Below are 19,809 nucleotides of genomic sequence, written 5' to 3' on the forward strand. Positions count from 1 at the left end.
GCTGCTGCCGTCGTACGGTGGATGCGCGCGGCGTGCGACGAGCGGGCGGGCGCAGCGGCGGGCGACGTCAGGTGACGGCAGGCGGTGTCAGCTCACGGCGGGCGCGGCGATCACGGCGAGCTTGCCCTCCAGATAGGCCGCCCGGGAGGCGCGGCGCTGGATCTTGCCGCTGGACGTCTTGGGGATGGTGCCCGGCTGGACCAGGACGACGTCGCGCACGGACACGCCGTGGGCCTCGCCGATGCCGCTGCGGACGACGTCGATGATCTTCTCGGCCTCGGAGGACGCGTCCGGCGCGATCTCGGCGATCAGGACGGCCTGTTCGCCGACCGCTCCCTCCTCGCCCGCGTCGCCCCCGTCGCCTGCGTCGACGGAGAACGCGGCGGTGCAGCCGGGACGCAGGGCGGGGTGGGCCATCTCGGCGGTGAGTTCCAGGTCCTGCGGGTAGTGGTTGCGGCCGTCGATGACGATGAGGTCCTTGAGGCGGCCGGTGACGAACAGCTCGCCGTCGCGCAGGAATCCGAGGTCGCCGGTGCGCAGGAAGCGGCCGTCATGGCCGGTCAGGGTGGCGCGGAAGGTCTCGCGGGTGGCGAGCGCGTTGCGCCAGTAGCCCTTGGCGACGCTCGCGCCGCGCACCCATATCTCGCCGGTCTCGCCCTCGGGCAGTTCCTCGTGCCGTTCGGGGTCGGCGATGGCGACGGTGACATCGGGTCCCGGGCGGCCGCAGCTGACGGCCGCGGCGTCCCACTGGCCGGCGTGCGGGCCGGTTTCGGGGGCCTGGAGCAGGGTGGGCGGGGTGTGGACGGTGCTGCCGGTGACCATCAGGGTGGCCTCGGCGAGGCCGTAGCAGGGGTAGAGGGACTCGCGGCGGAATCCGGCCGGGGCGAAGGTGTCCGTGAAGCGGCGCAGGGTGGCGGCGCGTACGGGTTCGGCGCCGTTGAAGGCGACCTTCCAGCTGCCGAGGTCGAGGCCGTCGAGGAGTCCGGGGGTGGCGTGCTTGAGGCAGAGCTCGTACGCGAAGTTGGGGCCGCCGCTGGTGTGCGGGCGGTAGTGGCTGATCGCGGTCAGCCACCGCTCGGGCCGCTGGAGGAAGTGCAGCGGCGAGAAGAGGGTGGCGGTCGCGCCGAGGTACACGGTGTTGAGGACCGGGCCTATGAGGCCCATGTCGTGGTACACGGGCAGCCAGCTGACGAACATCTCGTGGCCGTATTCCTCGAGGACATCCGGCGTGTGGCCCATGCGTTCGGTGATGACGCGCTCGTTGTCCAGCAGGTTTCCGTGGGTGACCATCACGCCGCGCGGGGCGGAGGTGGAGCCGGAGGTGTACTGGAGGAAGGCGACGGAGTCGGCGGTGAGGTCGGGCTCGCGCCAGGAGGCGGCCGCCTCGTCGGGGAGGTCCTCGGTGGCCACGCAGGTGACGTCGGCGAGTTCGGGCAGGTGTTCCGCGAGGCCGGACAGGGCGTTGATCACCTCGCGTCCCCCCAGGATCACCTTGGCGTCGGCGTCGGCGATGAGCCGCTTCATCCGGGTCAGGGCGCGGTGGTTCTGGGTGCGGCCCTGGGGCGGGACGCCCGGCACGGCGACCACCCCGGCCGCGAGGCAGCCGAGGTAGCCGCAGATGAACTCGGGGCCGGGCGGGTACAGCAGCATGGCGCGGGTGCCGGCGAGGCCGCGCTCCTGGAGCCAGGCCGCGACGGCCCGGGAGCGCTCGGCGAGACGGCCGTAGGAGATCTCCTGGGTCTCGCCGTCGGGGTCGCCGGTCGCGAGGTAGCGGTAGGCGGTTCGGTCGGGGTTGTGGGCGGCGTGCTGGGACAGCAGATCGACCAGGGATCGAACCATGTTGCGAGTCTCACCTGTCTGCATCGATGGGCGACGAACCGGAGTTCGCGCCAGGTGCTGGAAGGGTGCGGACGCCTCGGTCGGTCCGGCCCCCTTGCCGAACGTCCGTCTCGACGACCCGCCCAGGGGTCACGGCACCGCTGTGCCGACCCCCCGGCATCCCCCCGTCCGGCTTGCTACCGGTGAGTAACACCATAGCAACTCCCCGGAGTTCGACAGGCCGAACGCAAGTAAACCCTACGTATCCATAGCGGGTTGACGCAGCGGGGGTCCCTCGACACGCCGTTACACGCCGCTTGAGACGCCAACTCGGGCCTGCCGTACGGCAATTCAGACAGTCCGCGCAGAAGTGAGCAGAGTCCCTTCACTTTCGAAGCGAAGTATCCGTCCACCGTGCGAGATCGGTCGATGACGGTGTGTACTGTGCTGCGAGCGGCCCTCCCGACGGCCCTCGGAACCAGCCCTGCCCGACTGCCCCGACCGACCTCTGGAAACCGACTCGATGATCGAACTACCGGACCTGGCGACCGGCGGTCTCGCCGTCGGCATGCTGTCCGCACTCGCCTTGGGCGGCGGGCTGCTGCGCGCACAGCGACAACAGGCGCGCCAGCGCGCCGAGATCGACGCGCTGCGTCGGCAACTCGACGGAGCGGTGAAGGCGTTCACGGCCGAGATCGAGCATCTGGCGGCCCGGCGTGTTCCGGCCGCCGCCCAGCAGCTCACGCATCTCCATGTCCCCGTGCCGGGCCCCCTGCATCCGCAGACCGCCGGCTCGCCCCTGGGCCCGGCGCTGGAGCACGTGCTCAACGGGCTGCGCGTCGAGTTGGTGGCGCAGCGCACCCGCGTCGACGCCGCCGCACAGGCCGGTATGCGCGGGGCGACACGTGAGATCCAGGCGGCCCTGTACCGGCTCCAGGACGCCCTGCGCGGACTTCAGCAGAAGTACGACGACCCCGAGTTGACGCAGACGCTGTTCCAACTCGACCACGAGAACGAGCAGTCGCTGCGCCGGGCGCAGGTCGCCGCCGTGGTGTGCGGGGCCTGGGTCGGGCTCGCCCGCGAGGAGTCGCACCTGGTGGACGCGGTGACCGGCGGCCAGGCCCGGCTCGCCGGCTATCACCGGATCCGGATCCACAACCACCTCACCGCGGGCACCGGGCTCGTCTCCCACGCGGTGGAGCCGGTCGCGATCATCGTCACCGAGCTCCTCGACAACGCCCTGCGGCACTCCGCTCCGGACACCGACATCGTGGTCAACCTGGAGCACGTCCATCACGGCGTCTGTGTCACGGTGGACGACGCGGGCCTGGGCATGACCCAGGACGAACGCGCCCGCGCGCAGCGGTTGGTGGCGGGATCCGAGCCGATCCTCCTGACCGAGCTCGGCGATCCGCCGCGCATGGGTCTCGCCGCGATCGGGCAGCTGACCCGGCAGTTCGATCTGAGCGTCGATCTGTCCTCGCCTTCGCCGTACGGCGGCGTGCGGGCGGTGCTGCGGGTGGACAGCCACCTGCTCAGCCATGTCGACCCCGACGAGCGGCCTCCAGCGGCCAGCGCGCCCCGCTCCACCCGCCCGGCCGGCCGGGACACGCGGGGTACCGAGGACACCCCGAGCACGCGGGACACCCGCGACGAGGCGACCGGCGAAACCCGAGGCGAGGCGTCCCCCGACGCACGGCCGCACACGTCCGCCGCCTCCCCCACCGAACTCCCCGCCGCCGCCCACGGATACGGCGCCGAGCACGACAACGCCTCCGACGCCGTGTCCGGGCATCACGGGCCACGGGACACCGGCGGTCTGCCGCAGCGCCGGCGCCGTACGCGGATGGCCGCCCTGCCCGACGACGCGCCCGCGCCGAGACCCGCCGAGCGCCGCCCCGAGCAGGCCGCGGCCGCGCTGGGTGCGCTGCAGGCCGGCACCGCCGCGGCCCGCGGCGCAGCCGGTGAGTCCGGCGGCGACGACGCCTCCACCGCCGTACCGCGACCTCTGCGAACGGATCGCGGACAGGACGAAGCCGTCGCACAGGACACCGATCAGACCGAACGTGATCATGACCACGAAGGGGGAACGGCTCGATGACCAGCCGCGAGGCAGGAGACACGGCCTGGGTGCTCGAACCGATCCTGCAGGTGCCGCATGTGGTGGCCGCCGTGCTGCTCACGCGGGACGGGCTGGTGACCGGGTACACGGACGCGCTCACCCAGCCGTCGGCCGAGCGGGTGGCCGCGATCACCAGCACCGTGCAGGGGGCGTGCCGTACGGCGGCCGCCGCGTTCGCCGACCGGGAACGGGCCGAGGTGCGGCAGGTCGTGATCGAGTCCGACCACGGGTACGTGCTGATCGTGCCGACCGACCACGGCTCCTGTGTCGCCGCGTACGGGGACGCGGAGGTGCGCCTGGACATACTCGCGCACCGGGTGCACTCGCAGGTGGCGCGGCTGGGTGAGAAGGCGATGGCCGCCGCGCCCAGAGGCGGCGACGGCGGCGCGTCGGCATGACCGGCCGCCGTGGCGGCCGCCCCCTGGTTCCCGCGTATCTGTCGACCGGCGGCGTGGCCCGGCCCAGCCGCTCCCATCTGGAGCGGCTGTCGGTGCTCAGCAGCACCGGCGCGGCCGCGCCCGCCGGTCTGCCCGCCGCCCAACTCGCCCTGCTGGACGCCCTGGACGACGGTTCGCTCACGGTGGTGGAGGCGGCGGCGCTGCTGCGGCTGCCCGTGTCCGCCGTACGCGTCCTCGCGGGTGAGCTCCTCGACCGGGAACTGGCGTCGTCCCGCGCGCCGATTCCGCCCGCCGAACGCTTCGACCCCGACCTGCTGAAGAGAGTGGCCGATGGCCTTCGCGCCCTCAAGCACACCTAGCACCACCGGCGATGCCCCGCCTGCGACCGGGGACATCCACCTGCCCGACACCGCCCGTGACCTGGTCAAGATCCTGGTGGCCGGCCCGTTCGGGGTGGGCAAGACGACCCTGATCGGTTCCGTCTCCGAGATCCGGCCGCTGCACACCGAGGAGCCGATCAGCGAGGCGTCCGCGCCGCTGGACGATCTGGCCGGGGTGCGCGACAAGGCGACGACCACCGTCGCCGTCGACTTCGGCCGGATCAGCCTGCCGGGCGGAGTCGTGCTGTATCTGTTCGGCACGCCCGGGCAGGAGCGGTTCCGGGCACTGTGGGACGACATCGCCTACGGCGCGCTGGGGGCGCTCGTCCTGGTCGACAGCCGTCGGATCGACGCGTCGTTCGATGTGCTGGGGCTGGTGGAGGAGTCGGGGCTGCCGTACGCGGTCGCCTTCAACGCCTTTCCGGACTCGCCCCGGCACCATACCGAGGAACAGCTGCGCGCCGCCCTGGACCTGGCGGCGGGCACACCGATGGTGACGTGTGACGCGCGCGACGCCGACTCGTCGGTCGACGCGCTGCTCGCGCTGGTCCAGCACCTGATCGACCGTCATGCTCCGGAGGGCCGTTGACCACCCACTCCCCCGACCGGCAGGCCTTCTCCCGCTCGGAGCCCGTGCGGCTGTGGGAGGACGGCTTCGCACTGGATCCGTACCCCTACTACGACGCCCTGCGCGCCCAGGGCCCGGTCGGCTGGGCCGAGTTGGCGCCGGGTGTGCCGGCGTACGTCGTCACCGACCGGCGGGCGGCGCTGGACCTGCTGCGCGACTCGGACACGTTCTCGCACGATCCGCGGCCGTGGGAGGCCACCGTCGCCGACGACTCGCCGGTCCTCGGCATGATGCGCTGGCGGCCCAACTCCCTGTTCGCCGACGGGGCCGCCCATGTCCGCTACCGCGCCTCGCTGATCGACACCTTCGACCGGATCGAGCCGCACGACCTGCGGGCCCGGGTGCACCGGGCGGTGCGGGTGCTGGTCGGCCGGTTCGGGCCGCAGGGCGAGGCCGACCTGGTGACCGACTTCGCCCGGCCGCTGATGGCGCTGGTGTTCAACAGCCTCTTCGGGCTGCCCGACAGCGACAGCGACCGGCTCAACGCGGCGCTGGGCAAGATGATGGAGGGCGGCGCCGAAGCGGCCGAGGGCGAGGCGGAGTTCGGCGGTTACGTACTGGAGCTGATCGCGGCCAAGAGCGAGCAGCGGGGCGACGACCTGCCGAGCCGGCTGCTGGACCACCCCGCCGGGCTCACCCCCGAGGAGGTCACCTGGCAGGTGTTCCTCACCCTCGGCGCCGGCCACGAGCCGACGGCCAACCTGGTGTCGAACGCGCTCTCCCGCATCCTCGGCAACCCGCTGTACTACTCCACCCTGACCAGCGGGGCCCGCCCGGTGACGGACGCGGTGGTGGAGGTGCTGCACCACGAGACGCCGCTGGCCAACTACGGCATCCACTACGCGCGCAGCCCGGTGTCCTTCCATGGCGCGTGGATCAGAGCCGCGGTGCCGGTGGTCGTGTCCTACGGGGCACTCGCGCACTTCGCCGAGCGGGAGGTCACCAGCGGGCGCCATCCCCGGGACGCCTCGCATCTGTCGTGGTCGGCGGGCCCGCACGCCTGCCCGGTGCGGCAGCACACGCTGCTCATCGCCACCGAGGCGATCGAGCGGCTCACGCAGTGGCTGCCCGACCTGGAGCCGGTCCTGCCCCGGGAGCGCCTGACCTGGCGGCCCGGCCCCTTCCATCGCTCGCTGACCTCACTGCCCGTCCGGTTCAGCCCTCGCTCCCCCGACCAGCCAGGAGTTCCGTCGTGACCGTGACCGACCGCACCGACCGACTCGCCATCGACCCGTTCGGCGCCGACATCCCCGGCGAGAGCGCCCGGCTGCGTGCCCTCGGCCCGCTCGTGCCCGTGGAGCTGCCGGGCGGCATCCCCGCGTGGGCGCCGACGGGCTACGACACGCTGAAGGAACTCATCCTCGATCCCCGGGTCAGCAAGGATCCCCGGCAGCACTGGCGACTGTGGCCCGAGATCGGCGAACACCCCTCCTGGGCCTGGATCCTGGGCTGGGTCGGCGTCATCAACATGCTCTCGACGTACGGCGCCGACCACACCCGGCTGCGCAAGCTGGTCGCCCCGAGCTTCACCCAGCGGCGCACGGAGATGATGCGGCCGCGCGTCGAGGCGATCACCGCGGAGCTGCTCGACGCCCTGGACAAGGGCGACGCGGAGGTCGATCTGAAGGCCGGGTTCGCCCATCCCCTGCCGATGCGAATGATCTGCGAACTGTTCGGCGTCCCCGAGGAGTTGCAGGAGGCGACCGCGACCCTCATCGCCGCGATCATGGACACCTCCGACCCGAGTCCGGAGCACGCCGCGTTCGTGCAGGAGCAGATCGGTACGGTGCTGCCCGCGCTCATCGCCCACCGCAGCGAGCACCCCGGGGACGATCTGACGACCGAGCTGATCCGGGTGCGGGACGAGGACGGCGACCGCCTCAGCGACGAGGAGTTGCTATACACGCTGCTGCTGGTGATCGGGGCCGGGTTCGAGACGACGGTCAATCTGATCGGCAACGCGGTCGTCGCCCTGCTGACCCATCCCGAGCAGCTGGCGGCCGTACGGTCCGGGGAGATCGGCTGGGACGCGGTGATCGACGAGACCCTGCGGGTGCACCCGTCGATCGCTTCGCTGCCCCTGCGCTTCGCCGTCCATGACATCGAGGTCGGGGACGTGACCATCGCGGCCGGGGACGCCATCATCACGACGTATGCCGCCGCGGGTGTGGATCCGGCGCACTACGGCCCGGACGCCGACACCTTCGACGCGTCGCGCGGGGCCGACGACCACATGGCCTTCGGGATCGGGGTGCACCGGTGCATCGGCGCGCCGCTGGCCCGGGTCGAGGCGTTGACGGCGCTGCCCGCCCTCTTCGACCGCTTCCCCGACCTGCGGCTGGCCGTCGGCGAGGAGGAGCTGCGTCAGGTGCCGTCGTTCATCGCGTTCGGCTGGCGGGAGATCCCGGTGCACTTGCGGGGATGACCGTTCGGGCGTGGGGACCCGACCGGTCCCCCGTTCCGGTCGTGCCCCCACGGAGAGTCGAACTTACGTCTGCGACGCAAGGATTGGGTATCGCGTCGGTGCCCACTGCGGGGCCCGCGGGACTCACTCGTGCACAGGTGAGTCCAAAAGGCCCGTTTTCGCCGCCTGCAGGACGGGCTGATCCAGGTCGCCCAGCGCGAGATGGGCGAGGACGACCTCGTACAGGCCGCTGCCGCCTGCGAGCAGTTGACGTTCGAGGACGGGTTCCGCGCTGCGGACGTGCTCGCGGACGGTCTGGGCGTGGACGCCGAGGGTCTGTGACGTCCGTTCGGCGTTGCCGCCCTCGGCGATCCAGGTCCGCAGGGTGCGGCGCAGATCCCGGGTGTCCTGGTCGAGGCGGGCGAGCAGGTCCTGCGCCCAGGTGCCCATGGCGGGCCCGGACAGCAGGTCCCACAGCGAGACGGCCCTTTCCGCGCTGCCGGTGTCGGCCGGTGTGTCCGGCCGGCTCACCTGGATGTTGAGCGCGAGGTGGACCACGGCACGGGCGGTGAGGTCGGCGAAGTCCGTGCACAGCAGGGCTTCCACGCGTTCCATGCGGGCGCGGACGGTGTTGCGGCTGACGCCGAGGACCTTCGCCGCGCTCACGGCCGTGAACTCCAGGCCCAGCCGGGTGGTGGCGAGCAGTTCGGCGCGGGTGTGGTGGGGCAGGGTGTCGAGCGGGGCCAGCAGCCGGTCGGTCCACTCGCGCAGGGCCGCCGGGTCGATGAGGCGCTCGGGGTGGGTGCGTTCGGCGTAGACCGCGGCCTTGTCCGGGCGGAAGTGGGCGACGGCCAGGGCGCTGACGGCCTGTCCGTAGGCAGTGGCGGTGCGGGCCAGGCTCTGCCGGGCGCTGCCGCCGATGAAGGTGCGGGGGCGCCCGCCGATCAGCGACCGCAGTTCCCGGGCCTCCGACTCGCCGGGTGTCACGACGATCACGTGCTCGTCGACGGCCGGGCAGAGCACGACCAGCGCCCGCTCGCCCGTCGCGTCGATGCACTCCTCGGCGACCCGGTCGCGCTCCTCGACGGTGCCCTCGACGACGTGGACGCAGGCGGTGTCCGTGTCGAGCAGGCCGGGCCACAGTCCCGCGGCGACACGGCGCGCCGAGACGGTGTCCTCGACCATCAGCAGTTGCAGGATCGCCAGGCGCAGATCGGACGTGGCGCGTTCGAGCCGGAGTCCGGCCGTGGTCGTCTCGTCCGCCTTCAGCAGGAGTTCGATGACCTGGACGGTGTGGGTGACGATGTCGGAGGCGCGCCGGTCGAAGGGCGTCTCGCGCGACACGGCGAGGACGCCCGCCGTCGAGGGGTTCGGATACGTCACCCTGACCAGCCGCAGATGACGGCCCTGTCCCTCCCAGGCGGCGGAGGCGATACGGCCGGCGGCGACGGCCGCGACGAGGTCGTGGTCCAGGGCTAGCCGCGGGCCGGCGAACAGTCTGCCGGTGTCGTCCTGGAGCGAGGCGCTGCCCTGCACGGCGTCGGCGAGCCAGGTGACGACCCGGCGGACGTCCCGTCCGTTCGGCCGCAGATGCTCCAGCAACTCCTGCGCCCACGCCGAGCCGTCGGCGCCCCTCGCCCCCGTCTGACGGTCCCCGTCCTCTCTGCCAGCCACGTCGGCCTTCACCTCGTCCTGCACTTCATCCACGACGTACCGGTCGGGGACGTTACCTCACGTGTCTGGGAGCGGGGGGTGGCCGGACGTCGACTCGAGCGACCGGATGTCGCCGGCGTCGCCTCCGCCCCGGCGCATGACGGTGCCCGGACCGCAGTGCCGGATTCCGTATTCCAGCGGATTACTTGCCGCTGCGGCCGCATGCCGCGGACGTGGCTGTCGCGGCCTGTGCGGCTGTGGGGGCGTACAGGGCATAGGCTCGGCGAATGGCGAAGTACTTCGACGTGCACCCCGACAACCCTCAGCCGCGCACCATCGCGCAGGTCGCGGAGAGCATCCGCTCGGATGCGCTCATCGCGTATCCGACGGACTCCTGCTACGCGCTGGGCTGTCGGCTGGGCAGCCGTGACGGCATCGACCGGATCCGGGCCATTCGCCGCCTGGACGACCGGCACCACTTCACCCTCGTCTGCCAGGACTTCGCGCAGCTCGGCCAGTTCGTGCGGATCGACAACGACGTGTTCCGCGCGATCAAGGCGTCGACGCCCGGCAGCTACACGTTCATCCTGCCCGCGACGAGGGAGGTTCCGCGCATGCTCCAGCACCCGAAGAAGAAGACGGTGGGCGTGCGCATCCCCGACCACGTCGTGACGCAGGCGCTGCTCGCCGAGCTCGGTGAGCCGCTGCTGTCCAGCACGCTGCTGCTGCCCGACGAGGACGAGCCGATGACGCAGGGCTGGGAGATCAAGGACCGGCTCGATCATGTGCTGGACGCGGTCGTCGACTCCGGGGACTGCGGCACCGAGCCGACGACCGTGATCGACTTCTCGGGCGGCGAGGCCGAGATCGTGCGGAAGGGTGCCGGAGACACGTCCCGGTTCGAGTAAAGGCGTCGCCAAGCCGGAGGGGGCGCCGCGGGGCAGATGGATGGCTGGTGAAACCATGTGCGCGGCCCGGCTCCACCGGGTCGGCGACCCGTTCGCCGTGGACTGCGCAGAGAGGCAACCCCCATGACCTCCGTACAGGGAACCGCCGTTGACATCCCCACCGGGGACGGCACCGCCGACGCCTATCTGGCCCATCCCGCCGACGGCGGGCCCCGTCCGGCGGTCCTGCTCTACATGGACGCCTTCGGTCTGCGGCCCCGGCTGGAGGAGATGGCGGACAGGCTCGCCGAGGCCGGGTACACGGTGCTGGTGCCCAACGTGTTCTACCGGGCCGGGCGTGCTCCGGTCTTCGACCTGCCCGAGTTCATCGATCCGGCGGCGCGGCCGGAGATCTTCCAGAGCATCGTGCCGGTCATGCAGCAGCTGACGCCCGAGGCGGCGATGCGGGACGCCGGTGCGTATTTGCGCTGGCTGGCCGACTGCCCGGTGGCGGCCGACGGCCCGGTCGCGCTGACCGGTTACTGCATGGGCGCGCGGCTGTCCCTGCTCACCGCCGGCACGTATCCGGAGCGGGTCGCCGCGGCGGCGGGCTTCCACGGCGGGCGGCTGGCGACCGAGGCGCCGGACAGCCCGCACCTGGTGGCCGAACACATCACCGCCGAGCTGTACTTCGGGCACGCCGACCAGGACCCGTCCCTGCCCACCGAGCAGATCGAGCGCCTCGAGAACGCGCTGACCGAGGCCGGCGTACGGCACCGCTGCGAGGTCTATCCGGGTGCCGGGCACGGATACACGCAGGCCGACACCTCCGCCTACGACCGTGAGGCGGACGAACGGCACTGGGCGGCGCTTCTGGATCTGCTGAAGCGGACGTTCTGAGACGGTCGCCGCCCCTGACGGTGCCGCGCTGATTCTCCTCGCCGCTCGGACGGGCGCACTCGCGCAAGGCGCGCGGGCCGCATGGCCATCGCGACGAGTTCTCCCGGCCGGCGACCCGCCACCGGTTGCGCCGGTAGTCCTCCGGCGTGGTCGGCGTCGGGTAGCGCCTGTCACGTTCGCGGGTTCGGCGGTGTCTTCATGCCGGAACCGGCCGACGTACGAGGAGGACACCATGGCGCTTCGCCTTCCGAAGGCAGAGCTTCCGCTCGAACTCAAGGAGAGCATGATCAAACAGCTCGGGGCCGTGCCCGAGAACGTCGAGGTGAACTGGCACAGCCCCGAAGTCTCCCGGGACAACCTGGAGTTCGGCGCCAAGGTCGGCGCGTGGGACGCGGCGGACGCGAGTCTGAAGTCGTTCGCGCACATGGCCGTCGCGGCGCAGGTCGGGTGCAGCTGGTGCCTCGACGTCGGCTACTACCAGGCGCACAACCAGAACCTGGACCTCGTCAAGGCGAGCCAGGTGCCGCGCTGGCGGGAGTCGGATGTGTTCACGCCGCTGGAGCGGGACGTGCTGGAGTACGCCGAGGCCGTGACGAACACGCCGCCGACCGTCACCGACGAGCTGTACGCGGGTCTGCTGGAGCGGCTGGGCCCGGCCGCGATGGTCGAGCTCACCGCGTTCATCGCCTTCGTCAACCTGGCGACCAGGGCCAACGTGGCGAACGGGGTCAAGTCGCAGGGTTTCTCGGACGCCTGTGAGATCCCGCCGGCGACCCGTGCGCAGACGGGCGGCGCGCAGGAACCGCGTCCGGCGTCCGCGTCATGACCGAGGATCCCTTCGTCGCCCACCGCAGCCTGCTGTTCACGGTCGCCTACGAGATGCTCGGCTCGGCCGCCGACGCGGAGGACGTGCTCCAGGAGTCCTGGCTGCGGTGGGCCGAGGTGGACCACGCACAGGTGCGTGACCCGCGCGCGTATCTCGTCCGTGCCGTCACCCGGCAGGCGCTCAACCGTCTGCGGTCGCTGGCGCGCAGGCGCGAGGACTACGTCGGCGAGTGGCTGCCGGAGCCGCTGCTGACCAGCCCCGATGTCGCCGAGGACATCGAGCTCGCGGAGAGCGTCTCGATCGCGATGCTGACCGTGCTGGAGACGCTCGCACCCGTGGAGCGGGCGGTGTTCGTGCTCCGCGAGGTCTTCGACATGCCGTACGGCGAGATCGCCGAGGCCGTCGGCAAGTCCGGGCCGGCGGTGCGGCAGATCGCTCGCAGGGCCCGCGAGCATGTGGCGGCCCGGCGGCCCCGGATGCAGGTGAGCCGGTCGGAGCAGCAGGCCGTGGTGGACCGGTTCCTGGCGGCCCTGCGCACCGGGCGGTTGCAGGACCTGATGGAGGTCATGGCGCCGGACGTCGTCCTCATCGCCGACGGCGGTGGGCAGGCGGCCGCCGCTCTGGTCCCGGTCCACGGTGCCGAGGTCGTGGCGGCGCTCCTCACGCGCGCGGACCGCTCCGCGTTCGAGACGACGGCCGTATGGCTCAACGGCGCGCCGGGAGCCCGGATCGAAACCGACGGACGGCCGGCGGCGGTGAGCCTGGTGGTGGTGGACGGCCTGATCACCCGTATCTACGCCACGGCCAACCCGCGGAAGCTGACCCGGCTGGACAAGTTGGTCGACCTGGCCAGGTGATCCGCGCGCAGGGCCCGGCCCTCGACATGCAGTGGCCGAGCCTGCGCGGCGGGCGCAAGCTGGGGGCGTGCCCGCCGACCGCACGAGACCTGTGGGGAGAACCCGGATGACTTCGATGGCGGACCTGCCCGACGTGGTGTCGCGCGAGGAGTGGCTCGCCGCCCGCAAGGAGCTGTTGGCCCGGGAGAAGGAGGTCACGCGGGCGCGCGACCGGGTCAACGCCGAGCGGCGGCGGCTGCCGATGGTCCGCGTCGACAAGCCGTACGTCTTCGAAGGGCCGAACGGGCGGGTCGGCCTGCTCGACCTGTTCGAGGGTCGGCCTCAGCTGGTCATGCACCACTTCATGTGGATCTACGACATCGACGCCGACGGCACCGAACACCCCCGCGACACGGGCTGCTCCAGCTGTTCCTCGGCGGCCGACCAGATCCCCGCCAGGCTACGGCAGCTGAACGTCCGCAACACGGCCCTGGCGGCGGTGACCCGGGCGCCGTACGCGAAGCTCGCCGCGTACCGGGAGCGGATGGGGTGGTCGTTCCCCTGGTACTCCTCGGCGGGCAGCGACTTCAACTACGACTTCCACGCCACCGTCGACGAACGGGTCGCACCGGTGCAGATCTATCACCGCACTGGGGCCGAACTCGCCGCGGCGGGACAGCCGTGGACGGAGAGGATGCGCGGCGACTATCCGGGGATCAGCGCCTTCCTGCGCGTCGGCGACGAGGTCTTCCACACCTACTCCACGTTCGGCCGTGGCATCGAGGAGTTCCACAACGGCTACCCGTACCTCGACCTCACCGCGCTCGGCCGCCAGGAGGCGTGGGAGGAACCGAAGGACCGCGCGCAGCCGCTGGGCCTGCAGGTCGGCGGGCCCGCCATGCGGCTGCCCGACGAGTACGACGTCTGACGATGCCGGTCCAGGACGGCGTCCGGGAGGCGGTCCTCGCTGATCGGAGAGGGTGGCGGGCGTGTCTGCTCGCCGGGGCGGTGTTCGCGGTGGGCATGGCCGGGACCACGCTGCCGACTCCCCTCTACGGCCACTACCAGGACAAGTTCGGCTTCTCCGAGCTGACCGTCACCATCGTGTACGCCGTGTATGCCTTCGCGGTCATCGGTGTACTGCTGCTCGCGGGCAACGCCTCGGACACGGTGGGCAGGCGTCCGGTGATCCTCGCGGCCCTGGGCTGCGCGGCCGCGAGTGCCGTCTGCTTCCTGCTGGCCACCGCGCTGGGCTGGCTGTACGTGGGCCGGCTGCTGTCGGGTCTGTCGGCCGGTCTGCTCACCGGGGCCGCCACGGCATACGTCATGGAACTGGCCCCTCGCGACGGCGCCGAACGCGCCACGCTGGTCGCGACGGCCGCCAACATGGGCGGGCTGGGCTGCGGTCCGCTGCTGGCCGGGGTGCTGGCGCAGTACGCTCCCTGGCCGCTGTATCTGCCGTTCGCCGTGCACCTCGCCCTGGTGGCCTGCTCGGCGGCGGTCGTGCTGTGGCTGCCGGAGACCGTCCGGGAGCGGCGGTCGCTCGCTGCCGTACGGCCGCAGAAGCCGAGTCTGCCTCCGCAGGTGCGGCCGGTGTTCGGCCCGGCGGCGACCGCCTCGTTCGTGGGTTTCGCGCTGTTCGGCGTGTTCACCTCGGTCAGTCCCGCCTTCCTCGCGGAGTCCCTGGACGAGCGCAACCACGCCGTGAGCGGGCTCGTCGTGGCGATGGCCTTCTTCGCCTCGACCGTCGGGCAACTGGCCGTGGGCCGGGTGGGCGTGAGCCGGTCGTTGCCGCTGGGCTGCGCGCTGCTGCTCGTCGGGCTGGCGTTGCTCGCGGGAGCGCTGTGGTGGGACCTGCTGGCGCTGGTGGTGGCGAGCGCGGTCGTCGGCGGCGTCGGCCAGGGGCTGGCGTTCCGGGCGGCCCTGTCGGCGGTGGCCGAGGCCTCCCCGCCGGACCGGCGCGCGGCCGTCATCTCGACGCTGTTCGTGGTGGCGTACGGCGGCATCTCGCTTCCGGTCATCGGCGTGGGGGTGCTGACCGGCCCGATGGGTCTGGAGGGGGCGGGTCTGGTGTTCATCGCCTGCATGACGGTCCTGGTCACGTCGGCCGCCGTCTATCTGGTGAGGCGGCCGGTGGCGGCGGGGACGTGAGCGTGTCGCCGGCTAGGCGATCCCCGGCAGGGAGTCGAGCCATTCGGTCAGGAGTCGGTTGGTCTCCTGCGGGCGTTCCTGCTGGATCCAGTGGCCGCAGCCGTCGAGGACGTGGGAGGAACTCAGGCCGGGCAGGGTGGTGGGGTAGGCCGCGATCGCGTCGGCGAGCCAGGTGGTGGAGGGGTCCAGCGCACCGCCCAGGAACAGCGAGGGCTGGGTGAGGGCGGCGCCGTGGTGGTCGGCGAGGTCCGACCAGTCCCGGTCCATGTTCCGGTAGCGGTTGAGGGCTCCGGTCAGGCCGGTGCGTTCGAACTCCCCCGCGTAGACGTCCAGGTCGGTCTCGGCGAGCCAGGCGGGCAGAGCGCCGGCGGGGAAGCGGTCGCGCAGGGCGCCGCCGGGGGTGACGAAGTGCGGGTCGGGAGCGCCGGGGCCCGGCATGGTGTCGGCGGACAGGGCGGCGTAGAACCCGGCGAGCCAGCCACGGACGTCGGGCTCGATCTCGGCCTCGGCACGGCCGGGCTGCTGGAAGTAGGAGACGTAGAACTCCTGCGGGCCGCTCATCGCCGCGAACACCTCACTCGGCTTCGGGCCGCCGGGCGGGGTGTAGGGCACGCTCAGCAGCCCGACCGCGCGGAACACGTCGGGGCGCAGCAACGCGGAGGTGGCGGCGATGCCCGCGCCCCAGTCGTGCCCCACGATCACCGCGGACCGCTCACCGAGGGCGTCCACGACGGCGGCGTTGTCCTCGACGAGCGCCGTCATCCGGTACGAGTCCGCCGCATCGGGCCTGGAGGAGCGGCCGTAGCCGCGCACGTCGACGGCGACCGCGCGGTATCCGGCTGCGGCCAGCGCGGGCAGTTGGTGGCGCCAGGAGTACCAGCACTCCGGGAAGCCGTGCACTAGCAGGACCAGCGGTCCTGTCCCCTGTTCCACGAGGTGGAGCCGGCCGGCGGGGGCGGGGACGAGGCGGTGGGTGACGTCCGTCGACGTCGCGTGGGCGGGGTGCGGCATGTTTCCTCCGGAACTGAGCATGGACTGCGCGCGGTCCCGCCATCCTGCGGTGGTCGCGAGAGGCGTCGCGACCGTCGTTGCCGGTTCGGCAAATTCGACGACAGCAGGCGGACGGGCTTTCTCCCACCTCGCCGAGGATCGAATGCGCGCTGTTCACGCCGCCGCTTCGGCGCGCGCCGACAGTGCACGCCGCAGGCACTCGGCGAGGCGAGCCGCGATCGTGCCGTCAGGGTCGAGACGAGGATTGAAGATCGTGACGTCGAGTCCCACGGCAGCGGGGTCGCCCAGTGCCGTGCTCAGCACGCTCTCCAGTTCCGCCCAGGTCAGCCCGCCCGGCTGCCGGTAGTCGACGGCGGGCATGATCGCGTCGTCCAGGACGTCGACGTCGAGGTGCACCCAGAACCCGGTGCTCGTGCCGGCGGTGAGCCGGTCGACGGCCCGGCGCGCCGCGGTGGCCGCACCGGACGCGCGCACGCCGTCCAGGTCGACGGCGTGCAGCTCGGCCGGCAGCGGTTGCATCCCGGCCTGGGCGGATTCCTCCGTGTCGCGGAAGCCGAAGGCCACGACGTCCTAGTCCCGCAGCAGCGGCCCGCGCCCCTCGGGATCGGTCAGCAGGCCGGGTCCGCGCCCCGTGGCCAGGGCGAGTTCCATCGAGGCCGCCTCGCCGTTGGGCTCCGCCGAGGGCTGGTAGAAGTCGGTGTGGCCGTCGAGGAACAGCAGTCCGGGTCGTCCGCGCCGGCGCAGGGCGAGGAGGTTGCCGAGCAGGACGGTGCAGTCTCCGCCGAGGACGACCGGGAAGCGGCCGTCGTCGAGGACGTCGCCGACGGCGTCGGCCAGCCGGACGGAGTACTCGGCGATGCCGTGGGGGTTGAGGACCCCGGTGTCGGAGTCGCGCGTCGGGTCGTACGCCGGTGGCTCGATCCGGCCGGTCCGTACCGCGTGGAGACCCGTGAGCAGTCCGGCGTCCAGCAGAGCCGCCGGCAGGTCCTGGACGCCGGAGGGACGCAGGCCCAGCACGGACGGTGCCTCGATGATCGCGAGTTCCTGCATGTCGGGCCCTTCCCGCCGATGCCTGCCGCGTGCCGTCCACCGCCCGCACTCCATCTGTGCCACATCCTCGGGGCCGACACCACTCGTCGCCTCGGCAGGCTGTCCGGCCCCGGCCGCCCTGTGGCCGATTCCCGTCCCCCTCTGTAACCGGAGTCGACTCATGTGGTTGCAGAGTTCAACGGCTACCGGCGGTAAGTGCTTGCTTCGTGCTCTGTTGCCCCGTACAGCTTGCTCCACAACTGGCCAAGACTCTGGGGGGAGTTGGCTTATGCAAGGCACGATTGACGGGTTCCGCTATGGTGCGGTGACCCCGGTGGCGGCCTATCTGATGGCCTGTCTGGGAGGGGCGCTGGGACTGCGGTGCATCGTGCGGTCCCTGCTGGGCGGGCAGTCCTGGAAGCCGGGTTGGCTGGCGCTCGGCGCGGCGTCCATCGGCTCCGGCATCTGGACGATGCACTTCATCGCCATGATCGGCTTCCAGGTCGAGGAGACCCGGATCCGTTACGACACGGGCCTCACGGTCCTCAGCCTCGCCGTGGCGATCGTCGTGGTCGGCATCGGCGTGTTCATCGTCGGCTATGCCGGCGCCGGCCGGGGGGCACTGACCGGCGCGGGTGTCGTCACGGGGCTCGGTGTGGCGGCGATGCACTATCTGGGGATGGCGGCGCTGCGCCTGGACGGCGACCTTCGGTACGACGCGTTCCCCGTGGGGCTGTCGGTCCTGATCGCCGTCATCGCCGCGACCGCCGCACTGTGGGCGGCCGTCACGATCCGCGGTTTCTTCGCCAGCCTCGGGGCCAGCCTGGTCATGGGTGTGGCGGTCTCCGGGATGCACTACACGGGCATGGCCGCCGTCAGTGTGCATCTGCACGGCACGACCGGTGCCTCGTGGTCCGGCGACTCGCCCACCTCGCTGCTGCTTCCCATGCTGCTGGGGCCGGTCATCTTCCTGGTGCTGGCCGGCGTGGTGGTGATGTTCGACCCGCTCCTGGTTCTGGGCGACGGCGAACGGGGCCGCTCCGGCGCGACTGTTCGGACCGGACCGGGCGGCAGTGCGGTGCAACAGCCCCGCCGCGAACCCGCGTTGAAATCCCCGGCCGGGACGCGGCAGCACCGGCGGGAGCCCTACGCCCGCAAGCGGTGACCGGGCGGCGTGGGGGCGTGGCGACGCGCCGCGCCCCCGCTCCCCCTCTCGGCGTTCCCTAGATCATTGTTACGGTGCACCGGTGTCTGACTCCTCTCGTGATACCGCCGAAGGCGCCGGCTGGGGCGCCACCGAACTCGGCACGTACAAGCGACTGATGCCGACCGAGGTCGAGAAGATCTCCTGGCTCGACCCCAGAATGCTGTGGGCCGCCCGCAACGGTGTGCTGGCTTCCTGGTTCGGGGACCCCACGGGACGCACCCGCAGCCGCTGGGTGGCCCAGCGCACGGCCGCCGGCGCACCCGCCGACAAGGTGATCCGGCGTGACGACCCCGACCGGTTCTCGTTCCTCGTCATCGGCGACACCGGCGAGGGCGACGACCCTCAGTACGCTGTCGTGCCGGGCTTTTTGACGGCGGGTCAGGACACCCGGTTCGCGGTCCTCGCCAGTGATGTGATCTATCCGGTCGGCAGTGCCGACGACTACGGCACGAAGTTCTTCCGGCCGTACCAGGACTATCAGGCGCCCATATACGCGATACCGGGCAACCACGACTGGTACGAGGACCTCGGCGCGTTCATGCGCGTCTTCTGCGACGACGCGCCGCCCCTGGCGCCCGAGCCCGCGCCCCGCCTCCTCAGCCGGGCCTGGCTGCGGCAGCTGCTGTGGCACCGGCCGCGCAAGGGCGACGGTCAACAGCTGGACACCGCCCGGCAGTTGAGGTCGGCGGCCGCTCAACAGGCCGTCCAGCCGGGGCCGTACTGGGCGATCGACGCCGGGCCTGTGCGGATCATCGGCATCGACACCGGTCTGCTCGGCACCCTCGACGCCGAACAGGGCGCGTGGCTGCGCGAGGTGTCGCAGGGGCCCCGCCCGAAGATCCTCATCACGGGCTCGCCACTGTATGTGGACGGCGAACACCACCCCTGCGCGATCGAGGGCGGCGGCACCGTCGACGACATCGTCCGTGACCCGGCGCACCACTATGTCGCGGCGATCGGCGGTGACATCCACAACTACCAGCGCTATCCGGTCCAGGTGGACGGCCGCACGATCCAGTACGTGGTCTCGGGCGGCGGCGGTGCGTTCATGCACGCCACGCACACCATCCCGCGGGTCGACATCGGACACGTCACCGAGAAGGAGTTCCGCTGCTATCCGCTGCGCGGCGACTCCCTGGCCTTCTACAGCAGGCTCTACGGCCGCCGGCTGCGCCTGCGCCGCTTCTTCACCCTCACCGAGGCCGAGGCGTCGGCCGTGGTCGCGGAGCGTCTGGGGATCCCGCTGACCCGGGCCCAGCAGAGGACGGCGCGCCTCACCTGGCGCGTCCGCCTGGTCGCCGGTCTGCTCGGCGCCGGACGCCGCCCCGACCGCGCCGCGCGCCTGCGCCTCCCGGTGCGCAAGATCTACACGTCGTTGTTCTCCCCGAGCTCGGCGACGTACAGCCCGCCGTTCTTCAAGCAGTTCCTCCGCCTGGACGTCACCCCGGAGACCGTCCGCCTGCGCTGCCACGCCGCCACCGGCAGCCACGCGCAGGAGGTCGACCCGCCGGTCGAGGACGAGGTCACGATCCCCTTGAAGTGATCGCGGGTGGCGGGAA

17 protein-coding genes and 1 pseudogene are annotated in these 19,809 nt (G+C 72.0%); 14 read left to right on the top strand and 4 right to left on the bottom strand.

The genetic code is table 11. From position 1 onward, the window contains the following. Nucleotides 1–87: 87 nt before the first annotated feature. Nucleotides 88–1,839: a fatty acyl-AMP ligase gene (locus EAO75_RS09965; protein ID WP_147994701.1), complete on the bottom strand. Its 1,752-nt coding sequence runs from the start codon at nucleotides 1,837–1,839 to the stop codon at nucleotides 88–90. A gap of 502 nt (nucleotides 1,840–2,341) precedes the next feature. On the opposite strand from EAO75_RS09965, the gene EAO75_RS09970 reads away from it, so the two are divergent. The 6 genes from EAO75_RS09970 to EAO75_RS09995 are packed head-to-tail and all read left to right on the top strand — an operon-like array spanning nucleotide 2,342 to nucleotide 7,771. Beyond that, the gene (locus EAO75_RS09970; RefSeq protein WP_147994702.1) at nucleotides 2,342–3,919 is read left to right on the top strand and encodes an ATP-binding protein; all 1,578 of its coding nucleotides are present in this window, start codon (nucleotides 2,342–2,344) and stop codon (nucleotides 3,917–3,919) included. Then, nucleotides 3,916–4,338, top strand: a complete 423-nt coding sequence (locus EAO75_RS09975; RefSeq protein WP_147994703.1) for a roadblock/LC7 domain-containing protein — start codon at nucleotides 3,916–3,918, stop codon at nucleotides 4,336–4,338. Before EAO75_RS09970 ends, EAO75_RS09975 begins: the two co-directional genes overlap by 4 nt. Continuing rightward, a complete protein-coding gene (locus tag EAO75_RS09980; protein WP_147994704.1) occupies nucleotides 4,335–4,697 on the top strand; it encodes a DUF742 domain-containing protein in 363 nt (120 codons plus the stop codon). The genes EAO75_RS09975 and EAO75_RS09980 overlap by 4 nt, the downstream gene beginning before the upstream one ends. Then, nucleotides 4,669–5,307: a GTP-binding protein gene (locus EAO75_RS09985; RefSeq protein ID WP_147994705.1), complete on the top strand. Its 639-nt coding sequence runs from the start codon at nucleotides 4,669–4,671 to the stop codon at nucleotides 5,305–5,307. The genes EAO75_RS09980 and EAO75_RS09985 overlap by 29 nt, the downstream gene beginning before the upstream one ends. Continuing rightward, complete coding sequence (locus tag EAO75_RS09990) at nucleotides 5,304–6,542, top strand: cytochrome P450 (protein WP_147994706.1); 1,239 nt, start codon at nucleotides 5,304–5,306, stop codon at nucleotides 6,540–6,542. The genes EAO75_RS09985 and EAO75_RS09990 overlap by 4 nt, the downstream gene beginning before the upstream one ends. Beyond that, a complete protein-coding gene (locus tag EAO75_RS09995; RefSeq protein WP_147994707.1) occupies nucleotides 6,539–7,771 on the top strand; it encodes a cytochrome P450 family protein in 1,233 nt (410 codons plus the stop codon). The genes EAO75_RS09990 and EAO75_RS09995 overlap by 4 nt, the downstream gene beginning before the upstream one ends. Before the next feature lie 123 nt (nucleotides 7,772–7,894). Here EAO75_RS09995 and EAO75_RS10000 read toward each other — a convergent pair whose 3' ends face one another. Next, on the bottom strand, nucleotides 7,895–9,424 hold the full coding sequence (locus EAO75_RS10000) for a helix-turn-helix domain-containing protein (RefSeq protein ID WP_147994708.1): 1,530 nt from the start codon (nucleotides 9,422–9,424) through the stop codon (nucleotides 7,895–7,897). Nucleotides 9,425–9,690: 266 nt separating this feature from the next. Between EAO75_RS10000 and EAO75_RS10005 the strand changes: the two genes are divergently transcribed. The 6 genes from EAO75_RS10005 to EAO75_RS10030 all read left to right on the top strand — a co-directional run bounded on the left by EAO75_RS10005 (nucleotide 9,691) and on the right by EAO75_RS10030 (nucleotide 15,003). Beyond that, nucleotides 9,691–10,311 carry an L-threonylcarbamoyladenylate synthase gene (locus tag EAO75_RS10005; protein ID WP_187284373.1) on the top strand — a complete coding sequence of 207 codons (621 nt, stop codon included), beginning with the start codon at nucleotides 9,691–9,693 and terminating at the stop codon, nucleotides 10,309–10,311. A 123-nt stretch (nucleotides 10,312–10,434) separates the two neighbouring features. Continuing rightward, nucleotides 10,435–11,190 (top strand): dienelactone hydrolase family protein, encoded by a 756-nt coding sequence (locus tag EAO75_RS10010; protein ID WP_147994709.1) that lies wholly within the window; start codon nucleotides 10,435–10,437, stop codon nucleotides 11,188–11,190. Nucleotides 11,191–11,422: 232 nt separating this feature from the next. Next, on the top strand, nucleotides 11,423–12,016 hold the full coding sequence (locus EAO75_RS10015; protein ID WP_147994710.1) for a carboxymuconolactone decarboxylase family protein: 594 nt from the start codon (nucleotides 11,423–11,425) through the stop codon (nucleotides 12,014–12,016). After that, the gene (locus tag EAO75_RS10020) at nucleotides 12,013–12,873 is read left to right on the top strand and encodes an RNA polymerase sigma-70 factor (RefSeq protein WP_147994711.1); all 861 of its coding nucleotides are present in this window, start codon (nucleotides 12,013–12,015) and stop codon (nucleotides 12,871–12,873) included. Before EAO75_RS10015 ends, EAO75_RS10020 begins: the two co-directional genes overlap by 4 nt. Nucleotides 12,874–12,979: 106 nt before the next feature. Further along, nucleotides 12,980–13,780, top strand: a complete 801-nt coding sequence (locus EAO75_RS10025; protein WP_147994712.1) for a DUF899 domain-containing protein — start codon at nucleotides 12,980–12,982, stop codon at nucleotides 13,778–13,780. Between the two features lie 2 nt (nucleotides 13,781–13,782). Continuing rightward, entirely contained in the window at nucleotides 13,783–15,003 is a 1,221-nt protein-coding gene (locus tag EAO75_RS10030) for an MFS transporter (protein WP_147994713.1), read from the top strand. A gap of 12 nt (nucleotides 15,004–15,015) precedes the next feature. On the opposite strand, the gene EAO75_RS10035 is transcribed toward EAO75_RS10030, so the two are convergent. Next, nucleotides 15,016–16,014: an alpha/beta fold hydrolase gene (locus EAO75_RS10035; RefSeq protein ID WP_187284374.1), complete on the bottom strand. Its 999-nt coding sequence runs from the start codon at nucleotides 16,012–16,014 to the stop codon at nucleotides 15,016–15,018. Nucleotides 16,015–16,167: 153 nt separating this feature from the next. Further along, nucleotides 16,168–17,226 (bottom strand): annotated as a pseudogene (locus tag EAO75_RS10040) (arginase family protein). Between the two features lie 106 nt (nucleotides 17,227–17,332). Between EAO75_RS10040 and EAO75_RS10045 the strand changes: the two are divergent. Together EAO75_RS10045 and EAO75_RS10050 are read left to right on the top strand one after the other, a co-directional pair. Further along, the gene (locus tag EAO75_RS10045) at nucleotides 17,333–18,208 is read left to right on the top strand and encodes an MHYT domain-containing protein (protein ID WP_147994715.1); all 876 of its coding nucleotides are present in this window, start codon (nucleotides 17,333–17,335) and stop codon (nucleotides 18,206–18,208) included. Between the two features lie 82 nt (nucleotides 18,209–18,290). After that, nucleotides 18,291–19,793 (top strand): metallophosphoesterase family protein, encoded by a 1,503-nt coding sequence (locus tag EAO75_RS10050; protein ID WP_147994716.1) that lies wholly within the window; start codon nucleotides 18,291–18,293, stop codon nucleotides 19,791–19,793. Nucleotides 19,794–19,809 lie beyond the last annotated feature (16 nt).

Origin of the sequence: Streptomyces sp. UW30 (genome assembly GCF_008042075.1) — a bacterium.
In the GTDB taxonomy this organism is placed as follows: Bacteria; Actinomycetota; Actinomycetes; order Streptomycetales; family Streptomycetaceae; genus Streptomyces.